Raw genomic sequence first — 22,381 nt, 5'->3', positions numbered from 1 at the left:
AGCGTTTCTGTCGTCTTCAACGGGCGACGCCACGCGGGAGTGCCCGGTTCCCGCCTGAAGGTACGCGGGAGTGCCCGCCGAGTGTCAGTGGCGAGGCATAGACTTCCCGCTGACCCCAGAACTGTTCGCCCGCCCCATGCCCAGTGTTTCCGTCGGAGGCCATACCGTGTCAAAGCCGCCCTTCACGCACCTGCACGTCCACACGCAGTACTCGCTGCTGGACGGTGCCGCGCGGCTCAAGGACATGTTCAACGCGTGCAACGAGATGGGCATGACCCACATCGCCATGTCCGACCACGGCAACCTCCACGGGGCGTACGACTTCTTCCACTCCGCGAAGAAGGCCGGGATCACCCCGATCATCGGGATCGAGGCGTATGTCGCCCCCGAGTCCCGGCGCAACAAGCGCAAGATCCAGTGGGGCCAGCCGCACCAGAAGCGCGACGACGTCTCCGGTTCCGGCGGTTACACCCACAAGACGATGTGGGCGGTGAACAAGACCGGTCTGCACAACCTCTTCCGTCTTTCCTCCGACGCCTACGCCGAGGGCTGGCTGCAGAAGTGGCCGCGCATGGACAAGGAGACCATCGCGCAGTGGTCCGAGGGCATCGTCGCCTCCACCGGCTGCCCCTCCGGCGAGGTGCAGACCCGCCTGCGCCTCGGCCAGTTCGACGAGGCGCTCAAGGCCGCCGCCGACTACCAGGACATCTTCGGCAAGGACCGGTACTTCCTGGAGCTGATGGACCACGGCATCGACATCGAGCACCGGGTCCGCGACGGCCTGCTGGAGATCGGCAAGAAGCTCGGCATCCCCCCGCTGGTCACCAACGACTCGCACTACACGTACGCGCACGAGGCCGGCGCCCACGACGCCCTGCTGTGCATCCAGACCGGCAAGAACCTCTCCGACCCGGACCGCTTCAAGTTCGACGGCACCGGCTACTACCTGAAGTCCACGGACGAGATGTACGCCATCGACTCCTCGGACGCCTGGCAGGAGGGCTGCGCCAACACGCTCCTCGTCGCCGAGATGGTCGACACCGACGGCATGTTCGAGAAGCGCGACCTCATGCCCAAGTTCGACATCCCCGAGGGCTACACCGAGGTCACCTGGTTCAAGGAGGAGGTCCGCCGCGGCATGGAGCGCCGCTATCCCGGCGGCATCCCCGAGGACCGCCAGAAGCAGGCCGACTACGAGATGGACACCATCATCTCGATGGGCTTTCCCGGCTACTTCCTCGTCGTCGCCGACTTCATCATGTGGGCCAAGAAGCAGGGCATCGCGGTCGGCCCCGGCCGAGGCTCCGCGGCCGGCTCGATCGTCGCCTACGCCATGGGCATCACCGACCTCGACCCGATCCCGCACGGCCTGATCTTCGAGCGGTTCCTCAACCCCGAGCGCATCTCGATGCCCGATGTCGACATCGACTTCGACGAGCGCAGGCGCGTCGAGGTGATCCGGTACGTGACCGAGAAGTACGGCGCCGACAAGGTCGCCATGATCGGCACCTACGGCACCATCAAGGCCAAGAACGCGATCAAGGACTCCGCGCGCGTGCTGGGCTACCCGTACGCGATGGGCGACCGCATCACCAAGGCCATGCCCGCCGACGTCCTCGGCAAGGGCATCCCGCTGTCCGGCATCACCGACCCCAGCCACCCGCGCTACAGCGAGGCCGGCGAGGTCCGCGGGATGTACGAGAACGAGCCGGACGTGAAGAAGGTCATCGACACCGCGCGCGGTGTGGAGGGCCTGGTCCGGCAGATGGGCGTGCACGCCGCCGGCGTCATCATGTCCAGCGAGACCATCACCGAGCACGTCCCGGTGTGGGTGAGGCACACCGACGGCGTGACCATCACGCAGTGGGACTACCCGAGCTGTGAGTCGCTCGGCCTGCTGAAGATGGACTTCCTGGGCTTGCGCAACCTCACGATCATGGACGACGCGGTCAAGATGGTGAAGGCCAACAAGGGGATCGACATCGACCTCCTGGCCCTCCCGCTCGACGACCCGCAGACCTTCGATCTGCTCCAGCGCGGCGACACCCTCGGCGTCTTCCAGTTCGACGGCGGCCCCATGCGCTCGCTGCTGCGGTTGATGAAGCCCGACAACTTCGAAGACATCTCCGCCGTGTCGGCCCTGTACCGCCCGGGCCCGATGGGCATGAACTCCCACACGAACTACGCGCTGCGCAAGAACAAGCAGCAGGAGATCACGCCGATCCACAAGGAGCTGGAGGAGCCCCTCGAAGAGGTCCTGGCGGTCACCTACGGCCTGATCGTCTACCAGGAGCAGGTGCAGAAGGCCGCCCAGATCATCGCCGGCTACTCGCTCGGCGAGGCCGACATCCTCCGCCGCGTGATGGGTAAGAAGAAGCCGGAGGAGCTGGAGAAGAACTTCGTCATCTTCCAGGCCGGCGCCCGCAAGAACGGCTACAGCGACGAGGCCATCCAGGCCCTGTGGGACGTGCTGGTCCCCTTCGCCGGCTACGCGTTCAACAAGGCGCACTCCGCCGCGTACGGCCTGGTGTCGTACTGGACCGCCTACCTGAAGGCGAACCACCCCGCCGAGTACATGGCCGCCCTCCTCACGTCCGTCAAGGACGACAAGGACAAGTCGGCCGTCTACCTCAACGAGTGCCGCCGCATGGGCATCCGGGTGCTCCCGCCGAACGTCAACGAGTCCGAGGCCAACTTCGCCGCCCAGGGCGACGACGTGATCCTCTTCGGCCTCTCCGCCGTCCGCAACGTCGGCACCAACGTCGTCGAGTCGATCATCAAGTGCCGCAAGGCCAAGGGGAAGTACGCCTCCTTCCCCGACTACCTCGACAAGGTCGAGGCGGTGGTCTGCAACAAGCGCACCACCGAATCGCTGATCAAGGCCGGCGCCTTCGACACCATGAACCACACCCGCAAGGGCCTCATGGCGCAGTACGAGCCGATGATCGACAACGTCGTGGCGGTCAAGCGCAAGGAGGCCGAGGGGCAGTTCGACCTCTTCGGCGGCATGGGTGAGGAGACCAGCAGCGAGCCCGGCTTCGGACTCGACGTGCAGTTCACCGACGACGAGTGGGACAAGACCTATCTGCTCGCCCAGGAGCGGGAGATGCTCGGTCTGTACGTCTCCGACCACCCGCTCTTCGGCCTGGAGCACGTGCTGTCCGACAAGGCGGACGCCGGCATCGCCCAGCTGACGGGCGGCGAGCACGCCGACGGGGCCGTGGTGACGATCGGCGGCATCATCTCGGGCCTCCAGCGCAAGATGACCAAGCAGGGCAACGCCTGGGCGATCGCCACCGTCGAGGACCTCGCCGGCTCCATCGAGTGCATGTTCTTCCCGGCGACCTACCAGCTCGTCTCGACCCAACTCGTCGAGGACGCCGTGGTGTTCGTCAAGGGCCGGCTCGACAAGCGCGAGGACGTGCCCCGGCTCGTCGCCATGGAGCTGATGGTCCCGGACCTGTCCAACGCGGGCACCAACGCGCCGGTGATCCTCACCATCCCGGCCACCAGGGTCACTCCGCCCATGGTCAGCCGGCTCGGCGAGATCCTCAGCCACCACAAGGGCGACAGCGAGGTCCGGATCAAGCTCCAGGGCCCGCGCAAGACGACGGTGCTGCGCCTGGACCGGCACCGGGTCAAGCCCGACCCGGCGCTCTTCGGTGACCTGAAGGTGCTGCTCGGCCCCTCCTGCCTGGCGGGCTGAGGCGACAGAGACGGACAAGGGGCGCACCCGCAACGGGTGCGCCCCTCGTCATGTGCCTGGGCTCAATCGCCCTTTATGCAGATGTCAGTTGTGGCCGAACCGCTTCTGCCGGCCCTTGCGCGCCACGTCCGCAGGCGTCGACATGTGGGATATCCGCTGCTCCGCCTGCTGCTCCAGGGAGGAATGCTGGGCCTCCTGGTGGCTACGCTCGGCCTGCGGGGCCTGCTGCTTGCGGTCCTGCTTCTTGTTCTTGGCCATGGTGATCTGCCTCCTGTGGGGGATCTAGGGGCCAGGGCCGGAATCAGATTCACATACGCTGACATCCATCGCATGTCGGATAATTACCGTGTGTGACAGGGCAGCTGGAGGCGCACGTTCCGCCAGCGCCACGCCGAAGATCGAGTTCCGCCCGTTAACCTCCGCGTGGTCGGGCAGACTCGAAGGAAGTCACTGAGCAAAGCCTCCCGGGAAGAGGGTGAGTCGCGTGGACCGCTGCATCGTCCTGGTGGACGCCGGATATCTGCTGGGCGCAGCCGCCAGCCTCCTCGCCGGTGAGCCCTCGCGATCCCGGATCACCGTCGACCACACCGCGCTGATCCAGGCGCTGCGCGACCGCGCGGAGGCCGAGACCGAGCGCCCGCTGCTGCGGATCTACTGGTTCGACGGCGCCCCCGACCGCGTCCCCCAGCCGGAGCACCGCCGACTGCGCGTGATGCCCCGGGTCACCGTCCGGCTCGGCGCCCTCACCCGCAGCGACGGCCGCTGGGCGCAGAAGGGCGTGGACGCCGCCATGCACGCCGAGCTGACCGAGCTGGCCCGCAACCGCGCCTGCTCCGACATCGTCCTCGTCACCGGCGACGGCGACCTGCTGCCCGGCATGATGGCCGCCAAGGAGCACGGCGTCGCCGTCCACCTGTGGGCCGTCCAGGCCGCCGACGGCGACTACAACCAGTCCGAGGACCTGGTCGCCGAGGCCGACGAGCGGCGCGTGCTGGACCGGGCCTGGATCACCCAGGCCGTCCGCGCCAAGGAGCTGACCGGCGTCTGCGCCCCGCCGCCCGCGCCCCGCCCCGAGATCGCCGCGATCCTCTCCGCTCCGCTGCCCGAGTCCGCGCTCGCCGCGGCGGCCGAACGCCCGGCCGAGCAGGGCGCACCGCAGAACGCCGCCGGGTCGGCCAACGGCACCCAGGAGCGGGCCGCCGCACCCAAGGGCGTACCCACCCCCAAGGACCTCGCCGCCCTGCGCGCCCCCGGCGCCCAGCCCGTCCAGCACCCCGCGACCGCGACCCTGCGCTGGTCCTCCGACAAGGGCTGGGTGGACCGGCCCGGTGTGGTCCCCGAGCCGCCCGAGGCCGCCGCCATGCCGACGCTGGCCCAGCTCACCACGGCCGAGCAGCGCTGGGCCGACCGGGAGGAGGACATCACCACCGTCGGCGGCGACCCGTACGAGGTGGGCCAGGTCTTCGCCCGGCGCTGGATCTCCCGGCTCGGCGACCAGGGCCATCTGCAGAAGCTGTCGCAGATGTATCCGCGCGTCCCGCACCGCATCGACGGGGAGCTGCTGCGCTACGCGGCCCGGTTCGGACTGCTCGCCCACAAGGACGACCAGATCGACGAGCACGACCGTTACGCCATCCGGGCGGGCTTCTGGCGGGAGATCGACGTGCCCGCGGCCACCGAGAGTGCTTCGGCGGGGGAGTGAGCCGGGGGTCCGCTTACCGTTCACGTACGGAAGTGGCCCCAAAGGCGAGTAAAGGCCCCGGACCCCGTACCCTCGTCCTTTGTGAACACGCGCGCGGTACAGGCCCTTCGGCATGACGAGGTCGTACGCGTGCGCGGGCTCGCCAAGACCTATCCGGCCGTCAAGGGACGGCGCGGCACCCCGGGCACGCCCGAGGTCCGGGCCACCGACGAGGTCGAGCTGACGGTCCGGCGCGGCGAGGTCTTCGGGCTGCTCGGGCCGAACGGCGCCGGCAAGTCCACCCTCGTCCGGCAGCTCACCGGACTGCTGCGGCCGGACTCCGGCAGCGTCGAGATCCTCGGCCACGACATCGTGCGGCACCCCGAGCGCGCCGCGCGCCTGCTCGCCTACCTCGGTCAGGAGTCCTCCGCGCTGGACGAGCTCACCGTCTCCCTCGCCGCCGAGACCACCGGACGCCTGCGCGGCCTGGACGTGACGCGGGCGCGGGCCGAGCGGGACGCCGTACTGGAGGAGCTGGGGCTCACGCCGATCGCCGGGCGGGCGCTGAAGAAGCTGTCCGGCGGGCAGCGGCGGCTCGCCTGCTTCGCGGCCGCCCTCGTCGGGGAGCGCCCGCTGCTCGTGCTGGACGAGCCGACCACCGGCATGGACCCGGTGGCCCGTCGCGCGGTGTGGGCGGCCGTGGACCGGCGCCGCGCCGAGCGCGGCACGACCGTGCTGCTCGTCACCCACAACGTCATCGAGGCCGAGACCGTCCTCGACCGCGTCGCCGTCATCGACCGGGGCCGGGTCATCGCCTGCGACACCCCGGCCGGGCTGAAGGAACAGGTCGCCGGAGAGGTGCGGGTCGAGCTGGTGTGGCGGGAGCGGGCGCCGCTGGAGGTGCCCGAGGTGGCCGCGCTGCGCGAGCGCGCGGTGGAGTCCGGCCGGTGCTGGACGCTGCGGCTCGCGCCCGAGGAGGCCCGCGCCGCCGTCGCAACCGTGACCGGCGGGGCCGCCTTCGCCGCCCTGGACGACTTCACGCTCGCCACGCCCAGTCTGGAGGACGTCTACCTGGCGCTCGGCGGTGCGGCCCGGCAGGGGCTGGTGAAGGCATGAGCGCACGGGCCGCGGAATGCGTATCGGTCGTAGGGGTGTACGGGGTGTACGCCATGGCCGTGGCGAGGACGGCCGTGGGGAAGCCGGCTGTAGGGAAGAGGAGCAGCTCGACGTGAGTGTCGTACCCGCCGAGGTTCTGCCGGGCGGTGCCCCGGCCGTGCCCGAGACGGCACAGGACGCGGACGGACTCGGCCCGTCCGCGCGGCTGTGGCCGTCGCTGGCGGCCGTCTACCGGGCGCAGCTGTCCCGGGCCCGGGTGGCGCGGATCCCGCTGCTGTTCGTGGCGACCTTCCAGTCCGTCGGCATCACGGTGATGATGCGCGGGGTCGTCGGCAGCGGGAGCGAGGCCCAGTCCGTGGTGGCCGGGTCGTCGGTGCTGGTCGTCGCGTACGTCGCGCTGAACCTGCTCTCGCAGTACTTCGGGCAGTTGCGGGCCAGCGGCGGGCTCGACCACTACGCCACCCTGCCGGTGCCGCCGGCCGCGGTGGTGCTCGGCGCGGCGGCCGCCTACGCCTCCTTCACCGTGCCCGGGACCCTGGTGACGGCCGTCTTCGGGTGTGTGCTGTTCGGGCTGCCGCTGGCCAATCTGTGGATCCTGCTGGTCGTGATCCCGCTCGCCGGAGCCGCGCTGTCCGGGCTCGGCGCCGCCTGCGGGCTGCTCGCGCCCCGGCCCGAGCTGGCCACGCTGCTCGGGCAGCTGGGCATGTCGGCGGCGCTGCTGCTCGGGGTGCTGCCGGCCGACCGGATGCCGGAGATCGTCCGGCTCGCGCGCGATCTGCTGCCGTCGACGTACGGCGTGGAGGCGTACGCCCGCACGTTCGGCGACCATCCGGACTGGGCCGTCGTCCTCGCCGACCTGGGGGTGTGCGCCGGGGTCGGGGTGGTCACGCTGGCCGTGGCGACCTGGGCGTATCGCAGGGCCGCCGTCCGGTGACGCGGCGCGCAGCGCGACCTGGCACGATGTCAGGGTGACCGCACCGCTGACTCCGCCACCGCCACCGCACGACGACTCCGCGCACCAGGTCCGGCAGGCCCCGCCCGCCGGGGCGCCGGGCGTGGGCACGTACGAACAGGACGGCCCCGGGATGAAGACCGAGTTGCGGGACGCCGCCGTGATCACGGTGGCCGTGGCCCTGGGCGGTGTGCTGCTGGGGCTGCTGTGGTGGTGGCTGGCCCCGCATGTGCCGCTGGTCGGCGACGAGATCGACAAGAGCTGGGTGGTCTACCTCAAGGACAGCGAGGGTGAGCAGGCCATCGGGGTGGACGGCACGTTCACCCTCCTGGCACTGGGCTTCGGGCTGGTCAGCGGGCTGATCGTGTTTCTGCTGCGGCGGCGCGGCGGTGTGCCGCTCGTGGTGGCGCTGGGCGTCGGCGCGCTGCTCGGGTCGCTGCTGGCCTGGTGGCTCGGGGTGACGCTCGGTCCCACCTCCGACGTGATCGCGCACGCGAAGGCAGCGGGGAAGGGGGTCACCTTCTCGGCGCCGCTGAAGCTCGGAGCGAAGGGCGCGTTGCTGGCCTGGCCGCTTGCCGCGCTGGTCGTCCACCTGGGGCTCACGGCACTGTTCGGGCCTCGCGACCCCGAGCCGCCGTACCCGCCGGGACCGGTGGCCCGGGATTCTTACGGGGCACCGCCGGCGTAGCCCCGCCGAGAGGCCGTCAGCCTCGTCCGACCGGCGCCAGCACCGCCCCCGTCAGTGTCGCCAGGTCCTTCGGCGACACCTCCACCTCCAGCCCCCGCCTGCCCGCCGACACGCAGATGGTCTCGTGGGCCTCCGCCGAGTCGTCCAGGACGGTCGGCAGGCGTTTGCGCTGGCCCAGGGGGGAGATGCCGCCGCGGACGTAGCCGGTCGTCCGTTCCGCGAGGACCGGGTCGGCCATGGTCGCCCGCTTGCCGCCGACCGCCGCCGCGAGGGCCTTCAGGTCCAGCGAGCCGGAGACCGGGACGACGGCCACGGTCAGGGTGCCGTCCACGTCCGCGACCAGGGTCTTGAAGACACGGTCGGGAGAGACGCCCATCGCCTCGGCCGCCTCCTCGCCGTAGGACGGGTGGGCGGGGTCGTGGTCGTAGGCGTGGACCGTGAAGTCCACCCCGGCCGCGGTCAGGGCGACCGTCGCAGGGGTACCCCCGGACTGCTGCTGCTGCTTCTTCTGCTTCTTCGCCATCCGGCTTCCTCAGTTCAGGCTCGTCGGCGCCCGCGTCAGCTCGAACGCGGGCAGCGACGGCAGACTACGGATGATGGCCGTCTCGGCGCGCAGCAGTTTCAGCTCGTCGCGCAGGCGCGAGGCGGTGTCCGGGGCCTGCAGCAGCCGCTGCTTGGTCGGTGTGTCGTGGACCATCGCCGCCGCCACCAGATACGACACCACGCTCGGGTCGTCCGGCAGCTCCGCACCCGAGGACAGCGAGCGCTCCCGGGCGCCGGCCAGGCGCTTCTGGTACTGCCGGAAGGAGCGCAGGACCCCTTCGGCGAGCGCGCCCGCCTCGTCGCCCGGCTCCTCCGCCAGCTCCTCCAGCTCCGCCGTGAGGAACGGGCCCGACGCGTCGACGGAGAGCAGCCGTACCCGGGTCGTGCCCGTCGCCAGCACCTCGAAGGTGCCGTCGGCCCGCTCCCGGATCGTCGCCGCGTCCGCCACACAGGCCACCGAGTGGAAGGCCCCCCGCGGCTCCGGGCCGAAGCCCGCGGCCGGGCCGCGGTCGGGCTGTGCGGTGGGGTCCGGCATGCCGGGGGCGCTCGGCGCCACCTCGTAGCCGTCACGGATCGCCACGACGGCGAACCGGCGCGGCGTGTCCTCGGGGGTCTTCAGCAGCTCGCGCATCATGGCGCGATAGCGCTCCTCGAAGACGTTGAGCGGCAGCACGAGTCCCGGGAACAGCACCGTGTTCAGCGGGAAGAGCGGGAGACGGACGGTGGTCACGGCGCCCCAGCCTAGTGGTCACCGGCGTGAACGTGTCCGCCGTGCCCGCCGGGCAGCGCCGGGAGCAGGGCCGTGAGCCCCGCGGGGAGCGGAAACGGCCCCGGCGACAGCAGATGCTCGCGCAGCTGCAGGAAGTGGCCGAGCGGATCGTCGGAGAACCGGTCCCAGGGGAACGACGTGGCGTACGGGCCGATCAGCGCGAGCTGGGCGCGCGCGTCCTCCCAGCGCTCCAGGCGGATCAGGACGTACAGGAGCTTGTTGCGGATCCCGGCCGGCCACGGGTCGCCCGCGGGGAAGCGCGCCGACAGGGCGAGCGCGCGGTCGGCCGCGGCGTCCAGCCGGGCGCGCGGCACCTCGGGGCCGCAGCCGTCGGTCAGATAGCCGAAGGCCGCGCGGGCCGGCAGTGCCTGGAGCAGCGAGTCGGCCGGGGCGTCGTGCGCGGCCCGGTCGGCGAAGTCGAGGCACTCGCGGTGTGCGCCGTGCCAGGACGCGGCCAGATAGCGCAGGGCGGCCACATGGCAGCCGTGGTGGTGCGGGGCCCGCCGGACCGCCGCCTCCCACAGCTCCTCGACATAGCGGTGCCCGGCCCGGGAACCGCGCGCGTGGTCCAGCGCGATCCGCCAGGGGACCGGATCGCGGTCGTCGGCGCGGGCGGCGGCCGTGATGAGCGGGCTCACCTCGCGCAGCAGTTCGGCGCGGGCCGGCGAGGGCCAGACGCGGTCCACCGCCAGCTGCGCCCCGACCAGCAGCGCGCCGGGGTCCTGCGGGGCGGTCGTACGCCAGGCCTCGAACCACTCGGGGCGCGAGCGGGCGAAGGCGGCCAGGTGCCGTACGTACCGGTCGTGGTTCTCCCAGGCGGCCGTGGCGCGGGTGGCGGCCAGCAGGCCGGCCGCCGTGTCGTACTCGCCCCGGCCGGCCGCGACCAGTGCGGGGGAGAGGCGGTCGTCGGGCGCGTCGAGCACGACCTCGTCCCCGGCCGGGGTCCGTCCGGCCGGGCGCGCGAAGCGTTTGTTCATCCGGGCGCAGCGGATGAACGAGGGCAGCGGAACCATGGTGCCGACCATTGAAAGTCCGCAGGTCGGGGGCGCGCCAGGGGGTTCGGGCAAGTCGTGGAAAGTTGTACGGAGCGCGGTCAAGGAGCGGTAAAGGTGAAAGGCGCGGCAGCGCATCGGCCGTGCGCCGCAGCCCCACCCGGCCCGGCCGTGTCCTTCGCTCAGTTCCGCCGCAGCAGCCGCGTCGCCCCCGCCGCCACTGTCGTCGCGAGGATCCAGCCCAGCAGGATCATCGCGCTCTCCAGCCACTCCCAGACGCCGTGGAGCTGCCACGCGCCGGTCTGGCCCAGGTCGATGACGGGCAGCAGCAGGTCCAGTGTGAACAGGGCCGGGCTCCAGTACGGACGCTCGTCGTGGTTCGCCGGTGCGTGGTCCGCGTGGCTGAACGCGAGTGTGCCCGCCGCCCACAGCACCGCCATCCATACCGCGGCCCGGCCCGGACGGTAGCCGTAGGCGACCGTCCAGTCCTGGACATACCCCAGGACCTTGGCGGCCGGCGGCAGCGTCTCGCGGCGCCGGCGCTGCTTGGCGAGCAGCACCTCGCGCGCGTCCTCGTCCTCGCCGGCCGCGCGCAGCACCGCCGCCAGCCGCTCGTACGGCTCCGGGGCGTACTCCGCGGTGGCCGCCGTGATCCACTCCAGCCGCCGGGACAGCGGGAAGGGACCCTGTGGCACCAGGTTCTCGTAGGCGAAGCCGCCCATGTGCAGATTGCCGGCGTCCGGCCAGGCGCCCGCGCGGTCCACCAGGTTGACGATCCGCGCCCCGGACAGCACGACCTTGCCGCGCTGCGGCTTGTCCCCGAGGAAGCGCAGCTCGGGCGAGTGCACCCGGCGCAGCGACAGCTCCTGGTCGTCGGTGAGGGTGAACCGGGCCCGCTCCAGGTCGACGGCGTCCCCGAACCGCCCGTCGTCCAGGCGTATCCCGCCGCGGCACTCGAAGCGCTGGATCCGTGTCCCGCGCGCGGGAGTCGTGCCGCTCAGCAGCGGGCTGCCCACGCCGGCCGGGGTCAGGTACAGGGTGCGCTCGACGGTCAGCTGGGGTGCGTTCAGGGCGAGCCGGGCGTAGGGATTGGCGAGTTTCGCGCCCCGCAGGCTGAGCGACACGCCGACCTTGGCGCCGCGCAGGCTCAGCTCGCCGTGCGATTCCAGCAGCTCCGCCTGGAGGTCCTGGCCGACGGTCATACCGTCCCCCGCGATCGACCGTCCGCTGCGGTCGCGGTACACGATCGCCTGGTTGAGCAGCAGATCGGTGCCGATGTGCGCGTCGGTCAGCCGGATGCCGTTCTGGAAGCGGCAGCGCGGCAGATGCAGATCGCCCTCGGTGTGCACCCGGGCCGCCTCCAGCCGCGGGACCGCGCAGTCCACCAGCCGCAGGGTGGTGAACCGGGCCTCCGGCAGCCGTACCTCGTCGTCGAAGCGGCAGTCGCGCAACTCCACGTACGGCGTGACCGTGCCGCCCGCCAGCTCCATCGTGCCGGTGATCCGCACGCCGACGAGCTTCAGCGCGGACACCCGGCCCGCGAGCGCGGGCGGCCCGTCCAGCAGCAGCCAGCACACGATCCGCGCCCGCACGGTCCGCTCGGGACCCCACGGATGCCCGCCGTGCGGATCGTCCACGACGGCGTCCCCGCTGCTCAGGTCGTACACGCTGCCGTTGCGGAAGGCCTGCCACATGCCCGCCTCGGCCGCGGTCAGCTCGTCCGGCACGTCCCCGGCGTCCGCTGCGACGAAGCCGGCCCCCTCGGTCACCGCCGTACCCCTCCCCTCACCGATCAGGACTTTTCGTACAGCCGTTCATGCCCGTTCAGTGACGGATGGAACACCAGAGGTGAAGGGGATCTTCCGAATTCGGCCACGTTCTGTATCAGCCATTGATACGCGCGCACGGCTCCCGACCCCGGTCTGCGAGAATTGAGTCCGTGATCTCCCGAATCGATCTGCGCGGCGACGCCCTTCCCGAGGGCCCCGCCCTGCGCGACCTGCTGCCCCGAGCCGACTTCGACGTTCAGGCCGCCCTGGAGAAGGTGCGTCCGATCTGCGAGGCCGTGCATCATCGTGGCGACGCGGCGCTGATCGACTTCGCCGAGAAGTTCGACGGAGTACGGCTGGAATCCGTCCGTGTGCCGGCCCAGGCCCTCACCGACGCCCTCAAGGCTCTGGACCCCGCCGTGCGTGCCGCGCTGGAGGAGTCCATCCGCCGCGCCCGCCTGGTCCACCGCGAGCAGCGCCGCAGCACGCACACCACCCAGGTGGTGCCCGGCGGTTCGGTGACCGAGAAGTGGGTGCCGGTCGAGCGCGTCGGGCTGTACGCGCCCGGCGGCCGCTCGGTGTACCCGTCCTCCGTGATCATGAACGCCGTACCGGCCCAGGAGGCCGGCGTCGAGTCCATCGCGCTCGCCTCCCCGCCGCAGGCGGACTTCGGCGGCCTGCCGCACCCGACGATCCTGGCCGCGTGCGCCCTGCTCGGGGTGGACGAGGTCTACGCCGCGGGCGGCGCCACCGCCGTCGCGATGTTCGCGTACGGCACCGAGTCCTGCGCCCCCGCCACCATGGTCACCGGCCCCGGCAACATCTGGGTGGCGGCCGCCAAGCGCTTCTTCACCGGCAAGATCGGCATCGACGCCGAGGCCGGCCCGACCGAGATCGCGATCCTCGCCGACGACACCGCCGACCCGGTGCACGTGGCCGCGGACCTGATCAGCCAGGCCGAGCACGACCCGCTGGCCGCCGCCGTCCTCGTCACCGACTCCCCGGAGCTGGCGGACGCGGTGGAGAAGGAGCTGGAGCCGCAGGTGGCGGCCAGCAAGCACATCGAGGACCGGATCGTGCCCGCCCTCAAGGGCCGACAGTCCGCGATCGTCCTCGTGGACGGCCTGGAGGAGGGTCTGCGGGTGGTCGACGCGTACGGCGCCGAGCACCTGGAGATCCAGACCGCCGACGCCGTGGCGGTCGCCGACCGGGTCAGGAACGCGGGCGCGATCTTCATCGGCCCCTGGGCCCCCGTCTCGCTCGGCGACTACGCGGCCGGGTCCAACCACGTCCTGCCCACCGGCGGCTGCGCCTGCCACTCCTCGGGCCTGTCCGTCCAGTCCTTCCTGCGCGGCATCCACATCGTGGACTACACCAAGGACGCGCTCGCCGACGTCGCCCATCACGTGGTGACGCTGGCGGAGGCGGAGGACCTGCCGGCGCACGGCGCGGCGATCAAGGCACGTTTTGCCGGAGGCGAACAAATCGGACACAGCGGGTGGAAGGTTCCAGAGGGCAAGTGACACGCATCGACGATCTCCCCGTACGGGACGAGCTGCGCGGCAAGTCCCCTTACGGCGCGCCCCAGTTGGACGTCCCCGTACGGCTGAACACCAACGAGAACCCCTACCCGCTGCCCGAGCCGCTGGTCGAGCGGATCGCGGAGCGGGTCCGGGAGGCCGCCCGCGACCTGAACCGCTACCCCGACCGGGACGCGGTCCAGCTGCGCACCGAGCTGGCCGCGTACCTGACGAAGACGGGCAAGCACCCCCTCGGCGTCGAGAACGTCTGGGCCGCCAACGGCTCCAACGAGGTCATCCAGCAGCTGCTGCAGACCTTCGGCGGACCGGGCCGTACGGCGATCGGCTTCGAGCCGTCGTACTCGATGCACGCGCTCATCGCGCGCGGGACGGGCACCGGCTGGATCTCGGGTCCGCGGAACGAGGACTTCACGATCGACCTCGCGGCGGCCGTCGAGGCCATCGCCGAGCACAAGCCCGACGTCGTCTTCATCACCACCCCCAACAACCCCACCGGCAACGCGGTCCCGCCGGAGACGGTCCTCGCGCTGTACGAGGCGGCCCAGGCGGCCAAGCCGTCGATGGTGATCGTGGACGAGGCGTACATCGAGTTCAGCCACGGCGACTCGCTGCTGCCGCTGCTTGCGGGCCGGCCGCACCTCGTCATCTCCCGCACGATGTCGAAGGCGTTCGGCGCGGCGGGCCTGCGCCTCGGCTACCTCGCCGCCGACCCGGCGGTCGTGGACGCCGTCCAGCTCGTCCGGCTGCCGTACCACCTGTCGGCGATCACCCAGGCGACCGCCCTGGCCGCCCTGGAGCACACCGACACCCTGCTCAAGTACGTCGAGCAGCTGAAGGCGGAGCGGGACCGGCTGGTCGCCGAGCTGCGCGCGATCGGCTACGACGTCACCGAGTCCGACGCCAACTTCGTGCAGTTCGGCCGGTTCGAGAACGCCCACGAGGCCTGGCGGAAGATCCTCGACCGGGGCGTCCTGGTCCGGGACAACGGCGTACCGGGATGGCTGCGGGTGTCCGCCGGCACCCCGGAGGAGAACGACGCGTTCCTCGACGCGGTCCGTGAAGTCAAGAAGGAGCTTGAGGCATGAGCCGCGTTGGACGCGTGGAGCGCATCACCAAGGAGACCTCCGTTCTGGTCGAGATCGACCTCGACGGCACCGGGAGAACCGACATCGCCACCGGCGTCGGCTTCTACGACCACATGCTCGACCAACTCGGCCGGCACGGTCTGTTCGACCTGACCGTGAAGACCGACGGCGACCTGCACATCGACTCCCACCACACCATCGAGGACACCGCCCTCGCGCTGGGCGCCGCCTTCAAGCAGGCGCTCGGCGACAAGGTGGGGATCTACCGCTTCGGCAACTGCACGGTCCCGCTGGACGAGTCCCTCGCCCAGGTGACCGTCGACCTGTCCGGCCGCCCGTACCTCGTGCACACCGAGCCCGAGAACATGGCGCCGATGATCGGCGAGTACGACACCACGATGACCCGGCACATCCTGGAGTCCTTCGTCGCCCAGGCGCAGATAGCGCTGCACGTGCACGTGCCGTACGGGCGCAACGCGCACCACATCGTGGAGTGCCAGTTCAAGGCCCTCGCCCGGGCGCTGCGCTACGCCTCCGAGCGCGACCCGCGCGCGGCCGGCATCCTCCCCTCCACGAAGGGCGCGCTGTAAACCCATGAACGGTCTGTCCACGATCCTGATCGTCGTCGGCCTCTTCCTGGTCGGCGGCATCATCTCCTTCGTCAAGCAGAAGATGCCCACGAGCCTGATCGTGCTGCTCTCCATCGGCGCGGCCATGTGCCTCGTCGCGGGCGTCCTGCGGCTGGGGGTGTGGAATTGAGCGCTCCCAAGCGAGTGGTCGTCTTCGACTACGGCTTCGGCAACGTCCGCTCCGCCGAACGCGCCCTCGCGCGCGTGGGCGCCGATGTCGAGATCACGCGTGACTTCGACAAGGCGATGAACGCCGACGGGCTCCTCGTGCCCGGCGTCGGTGCCTTCGCCGCCTGCATGCAGGGCCTGCGGGCCGCCCGCGGTGACTGGGTGATCGACCGGCGGCTGTCCGGCGGGCGCCCGGTGATGGGCATCTGCGTCGGCATGCAGATTCTCTTCGCGCGCGGCATCGAGCACGGCGTGGAGGCCGAGGGCCTGGACGAGTGGCCCGGCACGGTCGAGCCGCTCCAGGCCGAGATCGTGCCCCACATGGGCTGGAACACCGTCGACGCCCCCGCCGGCTCGGAGCTGTTCGCCGGCCTCGACGCCGACGCCCGCTTCTACTTCGTGCACTCGTACGCCGTCCACGACTGGCAGCTGGAGACGAACAACCCGCTGATCGAGGCCCCCAGGATCACCTGGTCGACACACGGCAAGCCGTTCGTGGCCGCGGTGGAGAACGGCGCCCTGTGGGCCACCCAGTTCCACCCCGAGAAGTCCGGCGACGCCGGCGCCCAGCTCCTCACCAACTGGATCGGAACCCTGTAGACCATGGCCAAGCTCGAACTGCTCCCCGCCGTCGACGTCCGGGACGGCCAGGCCGTCCGCCTCGTGCACGGCGAGTCCGGCACGGAGACCTCGTACGGCTCCCCGCTGGAGGCCGCCCTCGCCTGGCAGCGTTCCGGCGCCGAGTGGCTGCACCTGGTCGACCTGGACGCCGCGTTCGGCACCGGTGACAACCGCGAGCTGATCGCCGAGGTCGCGAAGGCGATGGACATCAAGGTGGAGCTGTCCGGCGGCATCCGCGACGACGCCTCGCTGGCCGCCGCCCTCGCCACCGGCTGCACCCGGGTGAACCTCGGCACGGCCGCCCTGGAGACCCCCGAGTGGGTCGCCAAGGTCATCGCCGAGCACGGCGACAAGATCGCGGTCGGCCTGGACGTGCGCGGCACGACCCTGCGCGGCCGCGGCTGGACCCGCGACGGCGGCGACCTCTACGAGACGCTGGACCGCCTCAACCGCGAGGGCTGCGCCCGCTACGTGGTCACCGACATCGCCAAGGACGGCACGCTCCAGGGCCCCAACCTGGAGCTGCTGCGCAATGTGTGTGCCGCCACCGACCGCCCGGTCGTGGCCTCCGGCGGCGTGTCGTCGCTGGACGACCTGCGCGCCATCGCCGAGCTGGTACCCCTCGGTGTCGAGGGCTCCATCGTCGGGAAGGCCCTCTACGCGAAGGCGTTCACCCTGGAAGAGGCCTTGGAGGCTGTGTCGTCATGACGTCCGATGCCGTACGGCGCGTGCAGAGCGGAAGTCCCTGGGAAGAGAGCTTCGGATTCGCGCGCGCCGTCGCGGCGGGGGACCGGGTGTCCGTCGGTGGCACCACGTCCTTCAAGGGCACGGTGCTGTACGGCGAGGGCGATCCGTACGAGCAGACCAGGGTCGCTTTCGGCAACGCCCTGGACGCGCTGAAGGAGTTCGGGCTCGGCGTCGAGTCCGTGATCCGCACCCGTATGTACCTGAGCCATGTGCGCGACGTCGACGAGGCGGGACGGGCCCACAAGGAGCTGTTCGACTCCGTGCGCCCGTGCACGACCCTTCTCGTGGTCGAGGGCTTCGTCGACCCGCGCATCCTGGTCGAAGTAGAGCTTGAAGCATTCAGAGGAGCCTGAGCAGTCATGACCCTGGCGGTCCGAGTCATCCCCTGCCTGGACGTCGACAACGGCCGGGTCGTCAAGGGCGTCAACTTCCAGAACCTGCGCGACGCGGGCGACCCCGTCGAGATGGCGAAGGTGTACGACGCCGAAGGCGCCGACGAACTGACGTTCCTGGACATCACCGCGTCCTCGGGCAACCGGGAGACGACGTACGACGTGGTGCGCCGCACCGCCGAGCAGGTGTTCATCCCGCTGACGGTCGGCGGCGGCGTCCGTACGGCCGAGGACGTGGACAAGCTGCTGCGGGCGGGCGCCGACAAGGTGGGCGTGAACACCGCCGCGATCGCCCGGCCCGACCTGATCCGGGAGATCGCCGAGCGGTTCGGCCGCCAGGTCCTGGTGCTGTCGGTCGACGCCCGCCGCACCGAGTCGGGGTCCTTCGAGGTCACCACCCACGGCGGCCGCAAGGGCACCGGCATCGACGCGGTCGAGTGGGCGCATCGGGCTGCCGAGCTGGGCGCCGGCGAGATCCTGCTGAACTCCATGGACGCCGACGGCACCAAGGACGGCTACGACCTGGAGATGATCGCCGCTGTCCGCAAGCACGTCACGGTCCCGGTCATCGCCTCGGGCGGCGCCGGCAAGCTGGCCGACTTCCCGCCGGCCGTCGCTGCGGGCGCGGACGCGGTGCTCGCGGCCTCCGTCTTCCACTTCGGCGACCTGCGGATCGGCCAGGTGAAGCAGACCCTGCGGGAAGCGGGGCACCCCGTTCGGTAGTTCGAGCAGGCACTCTTGGTAGTGAATGCGGTAGTGATCATGGTTGCGCGATAGTTAGGCTGCTCGTATGCCTGGCATCACGATCGAGTTCACCGAGGAAGAGCTGGCCGAGCTGCGCGCGGAGGCCAAGGAACAGGGCGTCGCGATCAAGCGGCTCGCGCACGACATACTGACCGAGGACGTGGTGCGCAGGCGGCAGAAGCAGCGGTTCGTCGAGGGGGCCTCGAAGAAGGCCCGGGAGATCATGGCCGACTTCGAGGAGCGATTCCCGGCGGGCCTGCGGTGACGCTCTATGTAGACGCCGGCTGGATCCTCAACGTTCAGGTCAACGTCTCGCCGCAGAACACGCCGATCCGTGACTGGGGTGCACTGCACTGCATGGTCGAGCGCCACAGGTACGAACGTGTCGCCGGTGACCCGTACTACGAGGAGATTCCCTCGCGTGCGGCGACCTTCCTGCACACGGCCCTGAGACTGCGGCCCTTCACCGACTACAACGCCTCCATCGGCATCGCCTGCGCGTGGGAGTACATGGAACAGTCCGGGGTGCAATTCGATCTGCCCTACGGCGAGGTCGCGAAACTCGTCGCAGACATCCGCAGCGACGAGGCCGACTTGGCGGAAATCGCCCGGCTGCTGCGCGAGTGGGCCGCCTGACCGTGACCCGCTCCGGCATAGCCGCCTCCCGGGCGGGAACGGCGTCTGCGCTGCCCGCCCACCGCGACGGCAACGTCCGGCGCTGGCTCGCCGCCTACACGTCCTCGATGCTGGGTGACAGCGTCTACTACCTCGCCCTGTCCTGAGCCGCTGTCCGCTCCGGCACCCCGGCGCAGGCCGGGCTCGTGATGTCGGCGAGCGCGCTGCCCCGGGCCGTGCTGTACCGGGTTGAGCGGAGTGATGTCTGGCGCGCTGCTCCACACCCAGGCCGACCCCGCCTGCCTCGGCCGGGTCACCGCCGTGTCCAGCCTGGTCAGCCTCGGTCAAGCCTCGGTCTCACGCCGCTCAGCATGCCGTTCGCGGCCGCCGCGACCGGAGCCTGGGGGCTGCGCCCGGTCTACGTCGTCAGCGCCGCCGTCTGCGGACTCGGCGGGGTCGTCGCCCTCGCCGTGCCGGCCCTGCGCACCGTCGAACTGCCCTGGTGAGGGTCACCCTTCCGACTGGATCAGCTGCACCAGATTGCCGCAGGTGTCGTCGAACACCGCCGCGAGCACCGGACCCTGCCGCTGCGGCGGGTGGGTGAACCGGACGCCCAGGCCGCGCAGCCGGTGGTACTCCGCCCGGAGGTCGTCCACGGAGAAGACGATGCACGGGATGCCCGCGTCGTACAGCGCTCCCCGGTACGACTGTGCGATCGGGCCCCGCCCGGGCTCCAGCACCAACTGCAGCTCCGGCTGGGCCCCGCCGGGCGCGCCGACCGTGACCAACAGGGTGTCGTCGCCCAGGTCCATGTGGAGCCGCGTCTCGAAGCCCAGGACGTCCGTGTAGAAGGCGTGCGCCGCCGCCACGTCGTCCACGTACACACCCGTCATCGCGACCTTGATCACGGCGTGGCTCCCGTCCCGGACGAGCTGGGTCAGAAGCCCAGCTGCTTGGTCTCGTGCAGCTTCTCGACGGCGTCCGCGTCGCCCTCCAGCTCCACCCGGGCCGCGCTCTGCCGGCCGAAGGCGAACAACAGCAGCTCCGACGGCTCACCGGTCACCGTGACCACCGGCGTGCCCCGGTGCGCCACCGCCGTCTGCCCGTCCGGGCGGCGCAGCACCAGACCCGTCGGAATCCCCCGGCCCAGCAGCCGCGCGGTGCGCTCCAGCCGGGACCACAGGGTGTCCTGGAACACCGGGTCCAGCTCGCGCGGGCTCCAGTCCGGCTGGGCGCGGCGGACGTCCTCGGTGTGGACGTAGAACTCGACGATGTTGGCCGCCTCGTCCACCTGCTTCAGCTGGAACGGTGAGAAGCGCGGCGGGCCGGTGCGGATCAGCTGGATCAGCTCGTCGTACGGCTTCGCCGTGTACTCGGCCATCACCTTCTCCAGGCGCGGCACCAGCTGCTTGATCAGCGTGCCCCCGGCCGCGTCCGGGCGGCGCTCGCGCACGATCACATGCGCGGCCAGATCCCGGGCCCGCCACCCCTCGCAGAGGGTCTCGGCGTCCGGTCCGACGGTCTCCAGCAGGTCTGCGAGCAGCAGCCGTTCACGCTTGGCGAAGGTCGACATGGAGTCAGCGTACGACCAGGCGCGCAGTCCGCCCACCCGTCACCCGGCCACCACCCCTCACCGAGGCTCCCCCAGAGGGGGCACCCCCATCGCGCCGAAGCGCTCAATCGATGGACGGTCCGTTCGGACTGTCACTGCCGCGCGGCACAATGGCCCCATGACCAGCACGACCGGCACGCCCCGGCCCAGCAGCCTCGACGCGGAGATCGCCGCGCGCCTCAAGCGCAGCCCCGACGGACTCGTCCCCGCCATCGCCCAGCAGTACGACACCGGAGAGGTGCTCATGCTCGGCTGGATGGACGACGAGGCGCTGCACCGCACGCTGACCACCGGCCGCTGCACCTACTGGTCGCGCAGCCGCCAGGAGTACTGGGTCAAGGGCGACACCTCGGGCCACTTCCAGTGGGTGAAGTCGGTCGCGCTGGACTGCGACGCCGACACCGTGCTGGTCCAGGTCGACCAGGTCGGCGCCGCCTGCCACACCGGCGCGCGCACCTGCTTCGACGAGGACGTGCTGCTCAAGGACGCCGATGCGGGCGCCCCGGGCGCGGATCAGTAAGGTCAGCGGCCATGGACCTTGAGACCTTCCGCAAGCTCGCCGCCGACCGGCGCGTCATCCCGGTCACGCGCAAGCTCCTCGCCGACGGCGACACCCCGGTCGCGCTCTACCGCAAGCTCGCGGCCGAGCGCCCCGGCACCTTCCTCCTGGAGTCCGCGGAGAACGGCCGCTCCTGGTCCCGGTACTCCTTCGTGGGCGTCCGCAGTGCCGCCACCCTCACCACGCGCGACGGCCAGGCCCACTGGCAGGGCACCCCGCCCGTCGGCGTCCCGGTCGACGGCGACCCGCTGGAGGTGCTGCGCGCCGCGCTGCAGACCCTGCACACCCCGCACCAGGAGGGCCTGCCGCCCTTCACCGGCGGCATGGTGGGCTACCTCGGCTACGACATCGTCCGCCGCCTGGAGAAGATCGGCCCCGGCGAGCGCGACGACCTGGGTCTGCCCGAGCTGACCATGCTCCTGACCAGCGACCTCGCCGTGATGGACCACTGGGAGGGCTCGGTCCTGCTGATCGCCAACGCGATCAATCACAACGACCTCGACACCGGGGTGGACGAGGCCTACGCGGACGCCGTGGCCCGGCTCGACGCGATGGAGGCCGACCTCACGCGCGCGGTGGCCCAGCCGCCCGCCGTGCTGCCGCCCTCGGAGCTGCCCGAGTACACCGCGCTGTGGGGCGGCCCCGACTTCCAGACCGCGGTCGAGGACATCAAGGAGCGCATCCGCGCGGGCGAGGCCTTCCAGGTCGTGCCCTCCCAGCGCTTCGAGACCCCGTGCACGGCGAGCGCGCTGGACGTCTACCGCGTCCTGCGGGCCACCAACCCCTCGCCGTACATGTACCTGTTCCGCTTCGACGGGTTCGACGTCGTCGGCTCGTCCCCCGAGGCCCTGGTGAAGGTCGAGGACGGGCAGGCCATGGTCCACCCCATCGCCGGCACCCGTCCGCGCGGGGCCACCCCGCAGGAGGACCAGGCCCTCGCCGAGGAGCTGCTCGCCGACCCCAAGGAGCGGGCCGAGCACCTGATGCTGGTGGACCTCGGCCGCAACGACCTCGGCCGGGTCTGCCGGCCGGGCACGGTCGAGGTGGTCGACTTCATGTCCATCGAGCGCTACTCGCACGTGATGCACATCGTCTCGACCGTCACCGGCACGGTCGCCCCGGGCCGCACAGCCTTCGACGTGCTCACCGCCTGCTTCCCCGCGGGCACCCTCTCCGGCGCCCCCAAGCCGCGTGCGATGCAGATCATCGACGAGCTGGAGCCGTCCCGCCGCGGTCTGTACGGCGGCTGCGTCGGCTACCTCGACTTCGCGGGCGACTCCGACACGGCCATCGCCATCCGTACGGCCCTGCTGCGCGACGGCACGGCCTACGTCCAGGCCGGAGCCGGCATCGTCGCCGACTCCGACCCGGTGGCGGAGGACCAGGAGTGCCGCAACAAGGCGGCGGCGGTCCTCCGCGCGGTGCACACGGCCAACCGGCTTACCTCATAGG

The 22,381-nt window shown here is 71.2% G+C and carries 26 protein-coding genes; 19 read left to right on the top strand and 7 right to left on the bottom strand.

The features are described 5' to 3' along the window. The first annotated feature begins 166 nt into the window (after positions 1-166). Positions 167-3,706 (top strand): DNA polymerase III subunit alpha, encoded by a 3,540-nt coding sequence (dnaE, locus tag LE548_RS11785; RefSeq protein WP_225096676.1) that lies wholly within the window; start codon positions 167-169, stop codon positions 3,704-3,706. A gap of 84 nt (positions 3,707-3,790) precedes the next feature. On the opposite strand, the gene LE548_RS11780 is transcribed toward dnaE, so the two are convergent. Beyond that, positions 3,791-3,964, bottom strand: a complete 174-nt coding sequence (locus LE548_RS11780) for a hypothetical protein (protein ID WP_225096675.1) — start codon at positions 3,962-3,964, stop codon at positions 3,791-3,793. Between the two features lie 226 nt (positions 3,965-4,190). On the opposite strand from LE548_RS11780, the gene LE548_RS11775 reads away from it, so the two are divergent. From LE548_RS11775 to LE548_RS11760, 4 genes are all read left to right on the top strand, one after another. After that, positions 4,191-5,408 (top strand): NYN domain-containing protein, encoded by a 1,218-nt coding sequence (locus LE548_RS11775; RefSeq protein ID WP_225096674.1) that lies wholly within the window; start codon positions 4,191-4,193, stop codon positions 5,406-5,408. 81 nt (positions 5,409-5,489) lie between these two features. Beyond that, entirely contained in the window at positions 5,490-6,503 is a 1,014-nt protein-coding gene (locus LE548_RS11770; RefSeq protein WP_225096672.1) for an ABC transporter ATP-binding protein, read from the top strand. A 112-nt stretch (positions 6,504-6,615) separates the two neighbouring features. Beyond that, positions 6,616-7,437: an ABC transporter permease gene (locus LE548_RS11765; protein WP_225096671.1), complete on the top strand. Its 822-nt coding sequence runs from the start codon at positions 6,616-6,618 to the stop codon at positions 7,435-7,437. A gap of 34 nt (positions 7,438-7,471) precedes the next feature. Further along, positions 7,472-8,143: an AAA family ATPase gene (locus tag LE548_RS11760; protein WP_225096670.1), complete on the top strand. Its 672-nt coding sequence runs from the start codon at positions 7,472-7,474 to the stop codon at positions 8,141-8,143. Between the two features lie 16 nt (positions 8,144-8,159). On the opposite strand, the gene ybaK is transcribed toward LE548_RS11760, so the two are convergent. The 4 genes from ybaK to LE548_RS11740 all read right to left on the bottom strand — a co-directional run bounded on the left by ybaK (position 8,160) and on the right by LE548_RS11740 (position 12,216). Further along, complete coding sequence (gene ybaK / locus LE548_RS11755; protein ID WP_225096668.1) at positions 8,160-8,666, bottom strand: Cys-tRNA(Pro) deacylase; 507 nt, start codon at positions 8,664-8,666, stop codon at positions 8,160-8,162. A 9-nt stretch (positions 8,667-8,675) separates the two neighbouring features. Beyond that, entirely contained in the window at positions 8,676-9,416 is a 741-nt protein-coding gene (locus LE548_RS11750; protein WP_225096667.1) for an LON peptidase substrate-binding domain-containing protein, read from the bottom strand. A gap of 11 nt (positions 9,417-9,427) precedes the next feature. Further along, positions 9,428-10,480, bottom strand: a complete 1,053-nt coding sequence (locus LE548_RS11745) for a hypothetical protein (protein WP_225096666.1) — start codon at positions 10,478-10,480, stop codon at positions 9,428-9,430. Positions 10,481-10,629: 149 nt separating this feature from the next. After that, positions 10,630-12,216, bottom strand: coding sequence for an oxidoreductase (locus LE548_RS11740; RefSeq protein WP_225096664.1), 1,587 nt, complete (start codon positions 12,214-12,216; stop codon positions 10,630-10,632). A 170-nt stretch (positions 12,217-12,386) separates the two neighbouring features. On the opposite strand from LE548_RS11740, the gene hisD reads away from it, so the two are divergent. The 12 genes from hisD to LE548_RS46455 all read left to right on the top strand — a co-directional run bounded on the left by hisD (position 12,387) and on the right by LE548_RS46455 (position 19,264). Next, positions 12,387-13,739 carry a histidinol dehydrogenase gene (hisD, locus tag LE548_RS11735; RefSeq protein ID WP_225096662.1) on the top strand — a complete coding sequence of 451 codons (1,353 nt, stop codon included), beginning with the start codon at positions 12,387-12,389 and terminating at the stop codon, positions 13,737-13,739. Continuing rightward, the gene (locus LE548_RS11730) at positions 13,736-14,842 is read left to right on the top strand and encodes a histidinol-phosphate transaminase (RefSeq protein WP_225096661.1); all 1,107 of its coding nucleotides are present in this window, start codon (positions 13,736-13,738) and stop codon (positions 14,840-14,842) included. The genes hisD and LE548_RS11730 overlap by 4 nt, the downstream gene beginning before the upstream one ends. Continuing rightward, complete coding sequence (gene hisB / locus LE548_RS11725; protein ID WP_225096660.1) at positions 14,839-15,432, top strand: imidazoleglycerol-phosphate dehydratase HisB; 594 nt, start codon at positions 14,839-14,841, stop codon at positions 15,430-15,432. The genes LE548_RS11730 and hisB overlap by 4 nt, the downstream gene beginning before the upstream one ends. 4 nt (positions 15,433-15,436) lie before the next feature. Then, positions 15,437-15,601, top strand: coding sequence for a hypothetical protein (locus LE548_RS11720; protein WP_225096658.1), 165 nt, complete (start codon positions 15,437-15,439; stop codon positions 15,599-15,601). Further along, positions 15,598-16,239 carry an imidazole glycerol phosphate synthase subunit HisH gene (gene hisH / locus LE548_RS11715; protein WP_225096657.1) on the top strand — a complete coding sequence of 214 codons (642 nt, stop codon included), beginning with the start codon at positions 15,598-15,600 and terminating at the stop codon, positions 16,237-16,239. Before LE548_RS11720 ends, hisH begins: the two co-directional genes overlap by 4 nt. Before the next feature lie 3 nt (positions 16,240-16,242). Continuing rightward, positions 16,243-16,968, top strand: coding sequence for a bifunctional 1-(5-phosphoribosyl)-5-((5-phosphoribosylamino)methylideneamino)imidazole-4-carboxamide isomerase/phosphoribosylanthranilate isomerase PriA (gene priA, locus LE548_RS11710; protein ID WP_225096656.1), 726 nt, complete (start codon positions 16,243-16,245; stop codon positions 16,966-16,968). Beyond that, positions 16,965-17,360 carry a RidA family protein gene (locus tag LE548_RS11705; protein ID WP_225096655.1) on the top strand — a complete coding sequence of 132 codons (396 nt, stop codon included), beginning with the start codon at positions 16,965-16,967 and terminating at the stop codon, positions 17,358-17,360. The genes priA and LE548_RS11705 overlap by 4 nt, the downstream gene beginning before the upstream one ends. 6 nt (positions 17,361-17,366) lie before the next feature. Then, complete coding sequence (gene hisF / locus LE548_RS11700) at positions 17,367-18,122, top strand: imidazole glycerol phosphate synthase subunit HisF (RefSeq protein WP_225096654.1); 756 nt, start codon at positions 17,367-17,369, stop codon at positions 18,120-18,122. A 67-nt stretch (positions 18,123-18,189) separates the two neighbouring features. Beyond that, positions 18,190-18,408 (top strand): hypothetical protein, encoded by a 219-nt coding sequence (locus LE548_RS11695; RefSeq protein WP_225096653.1) that lies wholly within the window; start codon positions 18,190-18,192, stop codon positions 18,406-18,408. Further along, positions 18,405-18,779, top strand: a complete 375-nt coding sequence (locus tag LE548_RS11690; RefSeq protein ID WP_225096651.1) for a hypothetical protein — start codon at positions 18,405-18,407, stop codon at positions 18,777-18,779. The genes LE548_RS11695 and LE548_RS11690 overlap by 4 nt, the downstream gene beginning before the upstream one ends. Further along, a complete protein-coding gene (locus LE548_RS11685) occupies positions 18,767-18,925 on the top strand; it encodes a hypothetical protein (RefSeq protein WP_225096650.1) in 159 nt (52 codons plus the stop codon). The genes LE548_RS11690 and LE548_RS11685 overlap by 13 nt, the downstream gene beginning before the upstream one ends. 204 nt (positions 18,926-19,129) lie before the next feature. Further along, on the top strand, positions 19,130-19,264 hold the full coding sequence (locus LE548_RS46455) for a hypothetical protein (RefSeq protein ID WP_374116063.1): 135 nt from the start codon (positions 19,130-19,132) through the stop codon (positions 19,262-19,264). 3 nt (positions 19,265-19,267) lie between these two features. On the opposite strand, the gene LE548_RS11675 is transcribed toward LE548_RS46455, so the two are convergent. Both LE548_RS11675 and LE548_RS11670 read right to left on the bottom strand, forming a co-directional pair. After that, on the bottom strand, positions 19,268-19,666 hold the full coding sequence (locus LE548_RS11675; protein ID WP_225096649.1) for a VOC family protein: 399 nt from the start codon (positions 19,664-19,666) through the stop codon (positions 19,268-19,270). 29 nt (positions 19,667-19,695) lie between these two features. Beyond that, positions 19,696-20,331 carry a TIGR03085 family metal-binding protein gene (locus tag LE548_RS11670; RefSeq protein ID WP_225096647.1) on the bottom strand — a complete coding sequence of 212 codons (636 nt, stop codon included), beginning with the start codon at positions 20,329-20,331 and terminating at the stop codon, positions 19,696-19,698. A gap of 157 nt (positions 20,332-20,488) precedes the next feature. On the opposite strand from LE548_RS11670, the gene hisI reads away from it, so the two are divergent. Together hisI and LE548_RS11660 are read left to right on the top strand one after the other, a co-directional pair. Then, entirely contained in the window at positions 20,489-20,890 is a 402-nt protein-coding gene (gene hisI / locus LE548_RS11665) for a phosphoribosyl-AMP cyclohydrolase (RefSeq protein ID WP_225096645.1), read from the top strand. Positions 20,891-20,901: 11 nt separating this feature from the next. Next, on the top strand, positions 20,902-22,380 hold the full coding sequence (locus LE548_RS11660) for an anthranilate synthase component I (protein ID WP_225096643.1): 1,479 nt from the start codon (positions 20,902-20,904) through the stop codon (positions 22,378-22,380). The last annotated feature ends 1 nt before the right edge of the window (position 22,381 follow it).

The sequence above is a fragment of the Streptomyces sp. CoH27 genome (genome assembly GCF_020181035.1).
GTDB classification, from domain to species: Bacteria; Actinomycetota; Actinomycetes; order Streptomycetales; family Streptomycetaceae; genus Streptomyces; species Streptomyces camelliae.
Note: the sequence above shows the minus strand (reverse complement) of the source record. Positions and strands in the feature narration are given on the sequence as shown.

Bases quoted from the DNA above. Each gene is read 5' to 3' on its own strand.
- ybaK (WP_225096668.1), bottom strand. From the start codon at position 8,666: ATGGCGAAGAAGCAGAAGAAGCAGCAGCAGCAGTCCGGGGGTACCCCT.
- LE548_RS11720 (WP_225096658.1), top strand. From the start codon at position 15,437: ATGAACGGTCTGTCCACGATCCTGATCGTCGTCGGCCTCTTCCTGGTC.
- hisF (WP_225096654.1), top strand. From the start codon at position 17,367: ATGACCCTGGCGGTCCGAGTCATCCCCTGCCTGGACGTCGACAACGGC.
- LE548_RS46455 (WP_374116063.1), top strand. From the start codon at position 19,130: ATGCCGTTCGCGGCCGCCGCGACCGGAGCCTGGGGGCTGCGCCCGGTC.
- priA (WP_225096656.1), top strand. From the start codon at position 16,243: ATGGCCAAGCTCGAACTGCTCCCCGCCGTCGACGTCCGGGACGGCCAG.
- hisI (WP_225096645.1), top strand. From the start codon at position 20,489: ATGACCAGCACGACCGGCACGCCCCGGCCCAGCAGCCTCGACGCGGAG.
- LE548_RS11660 (WP_225096643.1), top strand. From the start codon at position 20,902: ATGGACCTTGAGACCTTCCGCAAGCTCGCCGCCGACCGGCGCGTCATC.
- LE548_RS11745 (WP_225096666.1), bottom strand. From the start codon at position 10,480: ATGGTCGGCACCATGGTTCCGCTGCCCTCGTTCATCCGCTGCGCCCGG.
- LE548_RS11705 (WP_225096655.1), top strand. From the start codon at position 16,965: ATGACGTCCGATGCCGTACGGCGCGTGCAGAGCGGAAGTCCCTGGGAA.
- LE548_RS11780 (WP_225096675.1), bottom strand. From the start codon at position 3,964: ATGGCCAAGAACAAGAAGCAGGACCGCAAGCAGCAGGCCCCGCAGGCC.
- hisB (WP_225096660.1), top strand. From the start codon at position 14,839: ATGAGCCGCGTTGGACGCGTGGAGCGCATCACCAAGGAGACCTCCGTT.
- LE548_RS11670 (WP_225096647.1), bottom strand. From the start codon at position 20,331: ATGTCGACCTTCGCCAAGCGTGAACGGCTGCTGCTCGCAGACCTGCTG.
- LE548_RS11695 (WP_225096653.1), top strand. From the start codon at position 18,190: ATGCCTGGCATCACGATCGAGTTCACCGAGGAAGAGCTGGCCGAGCTG.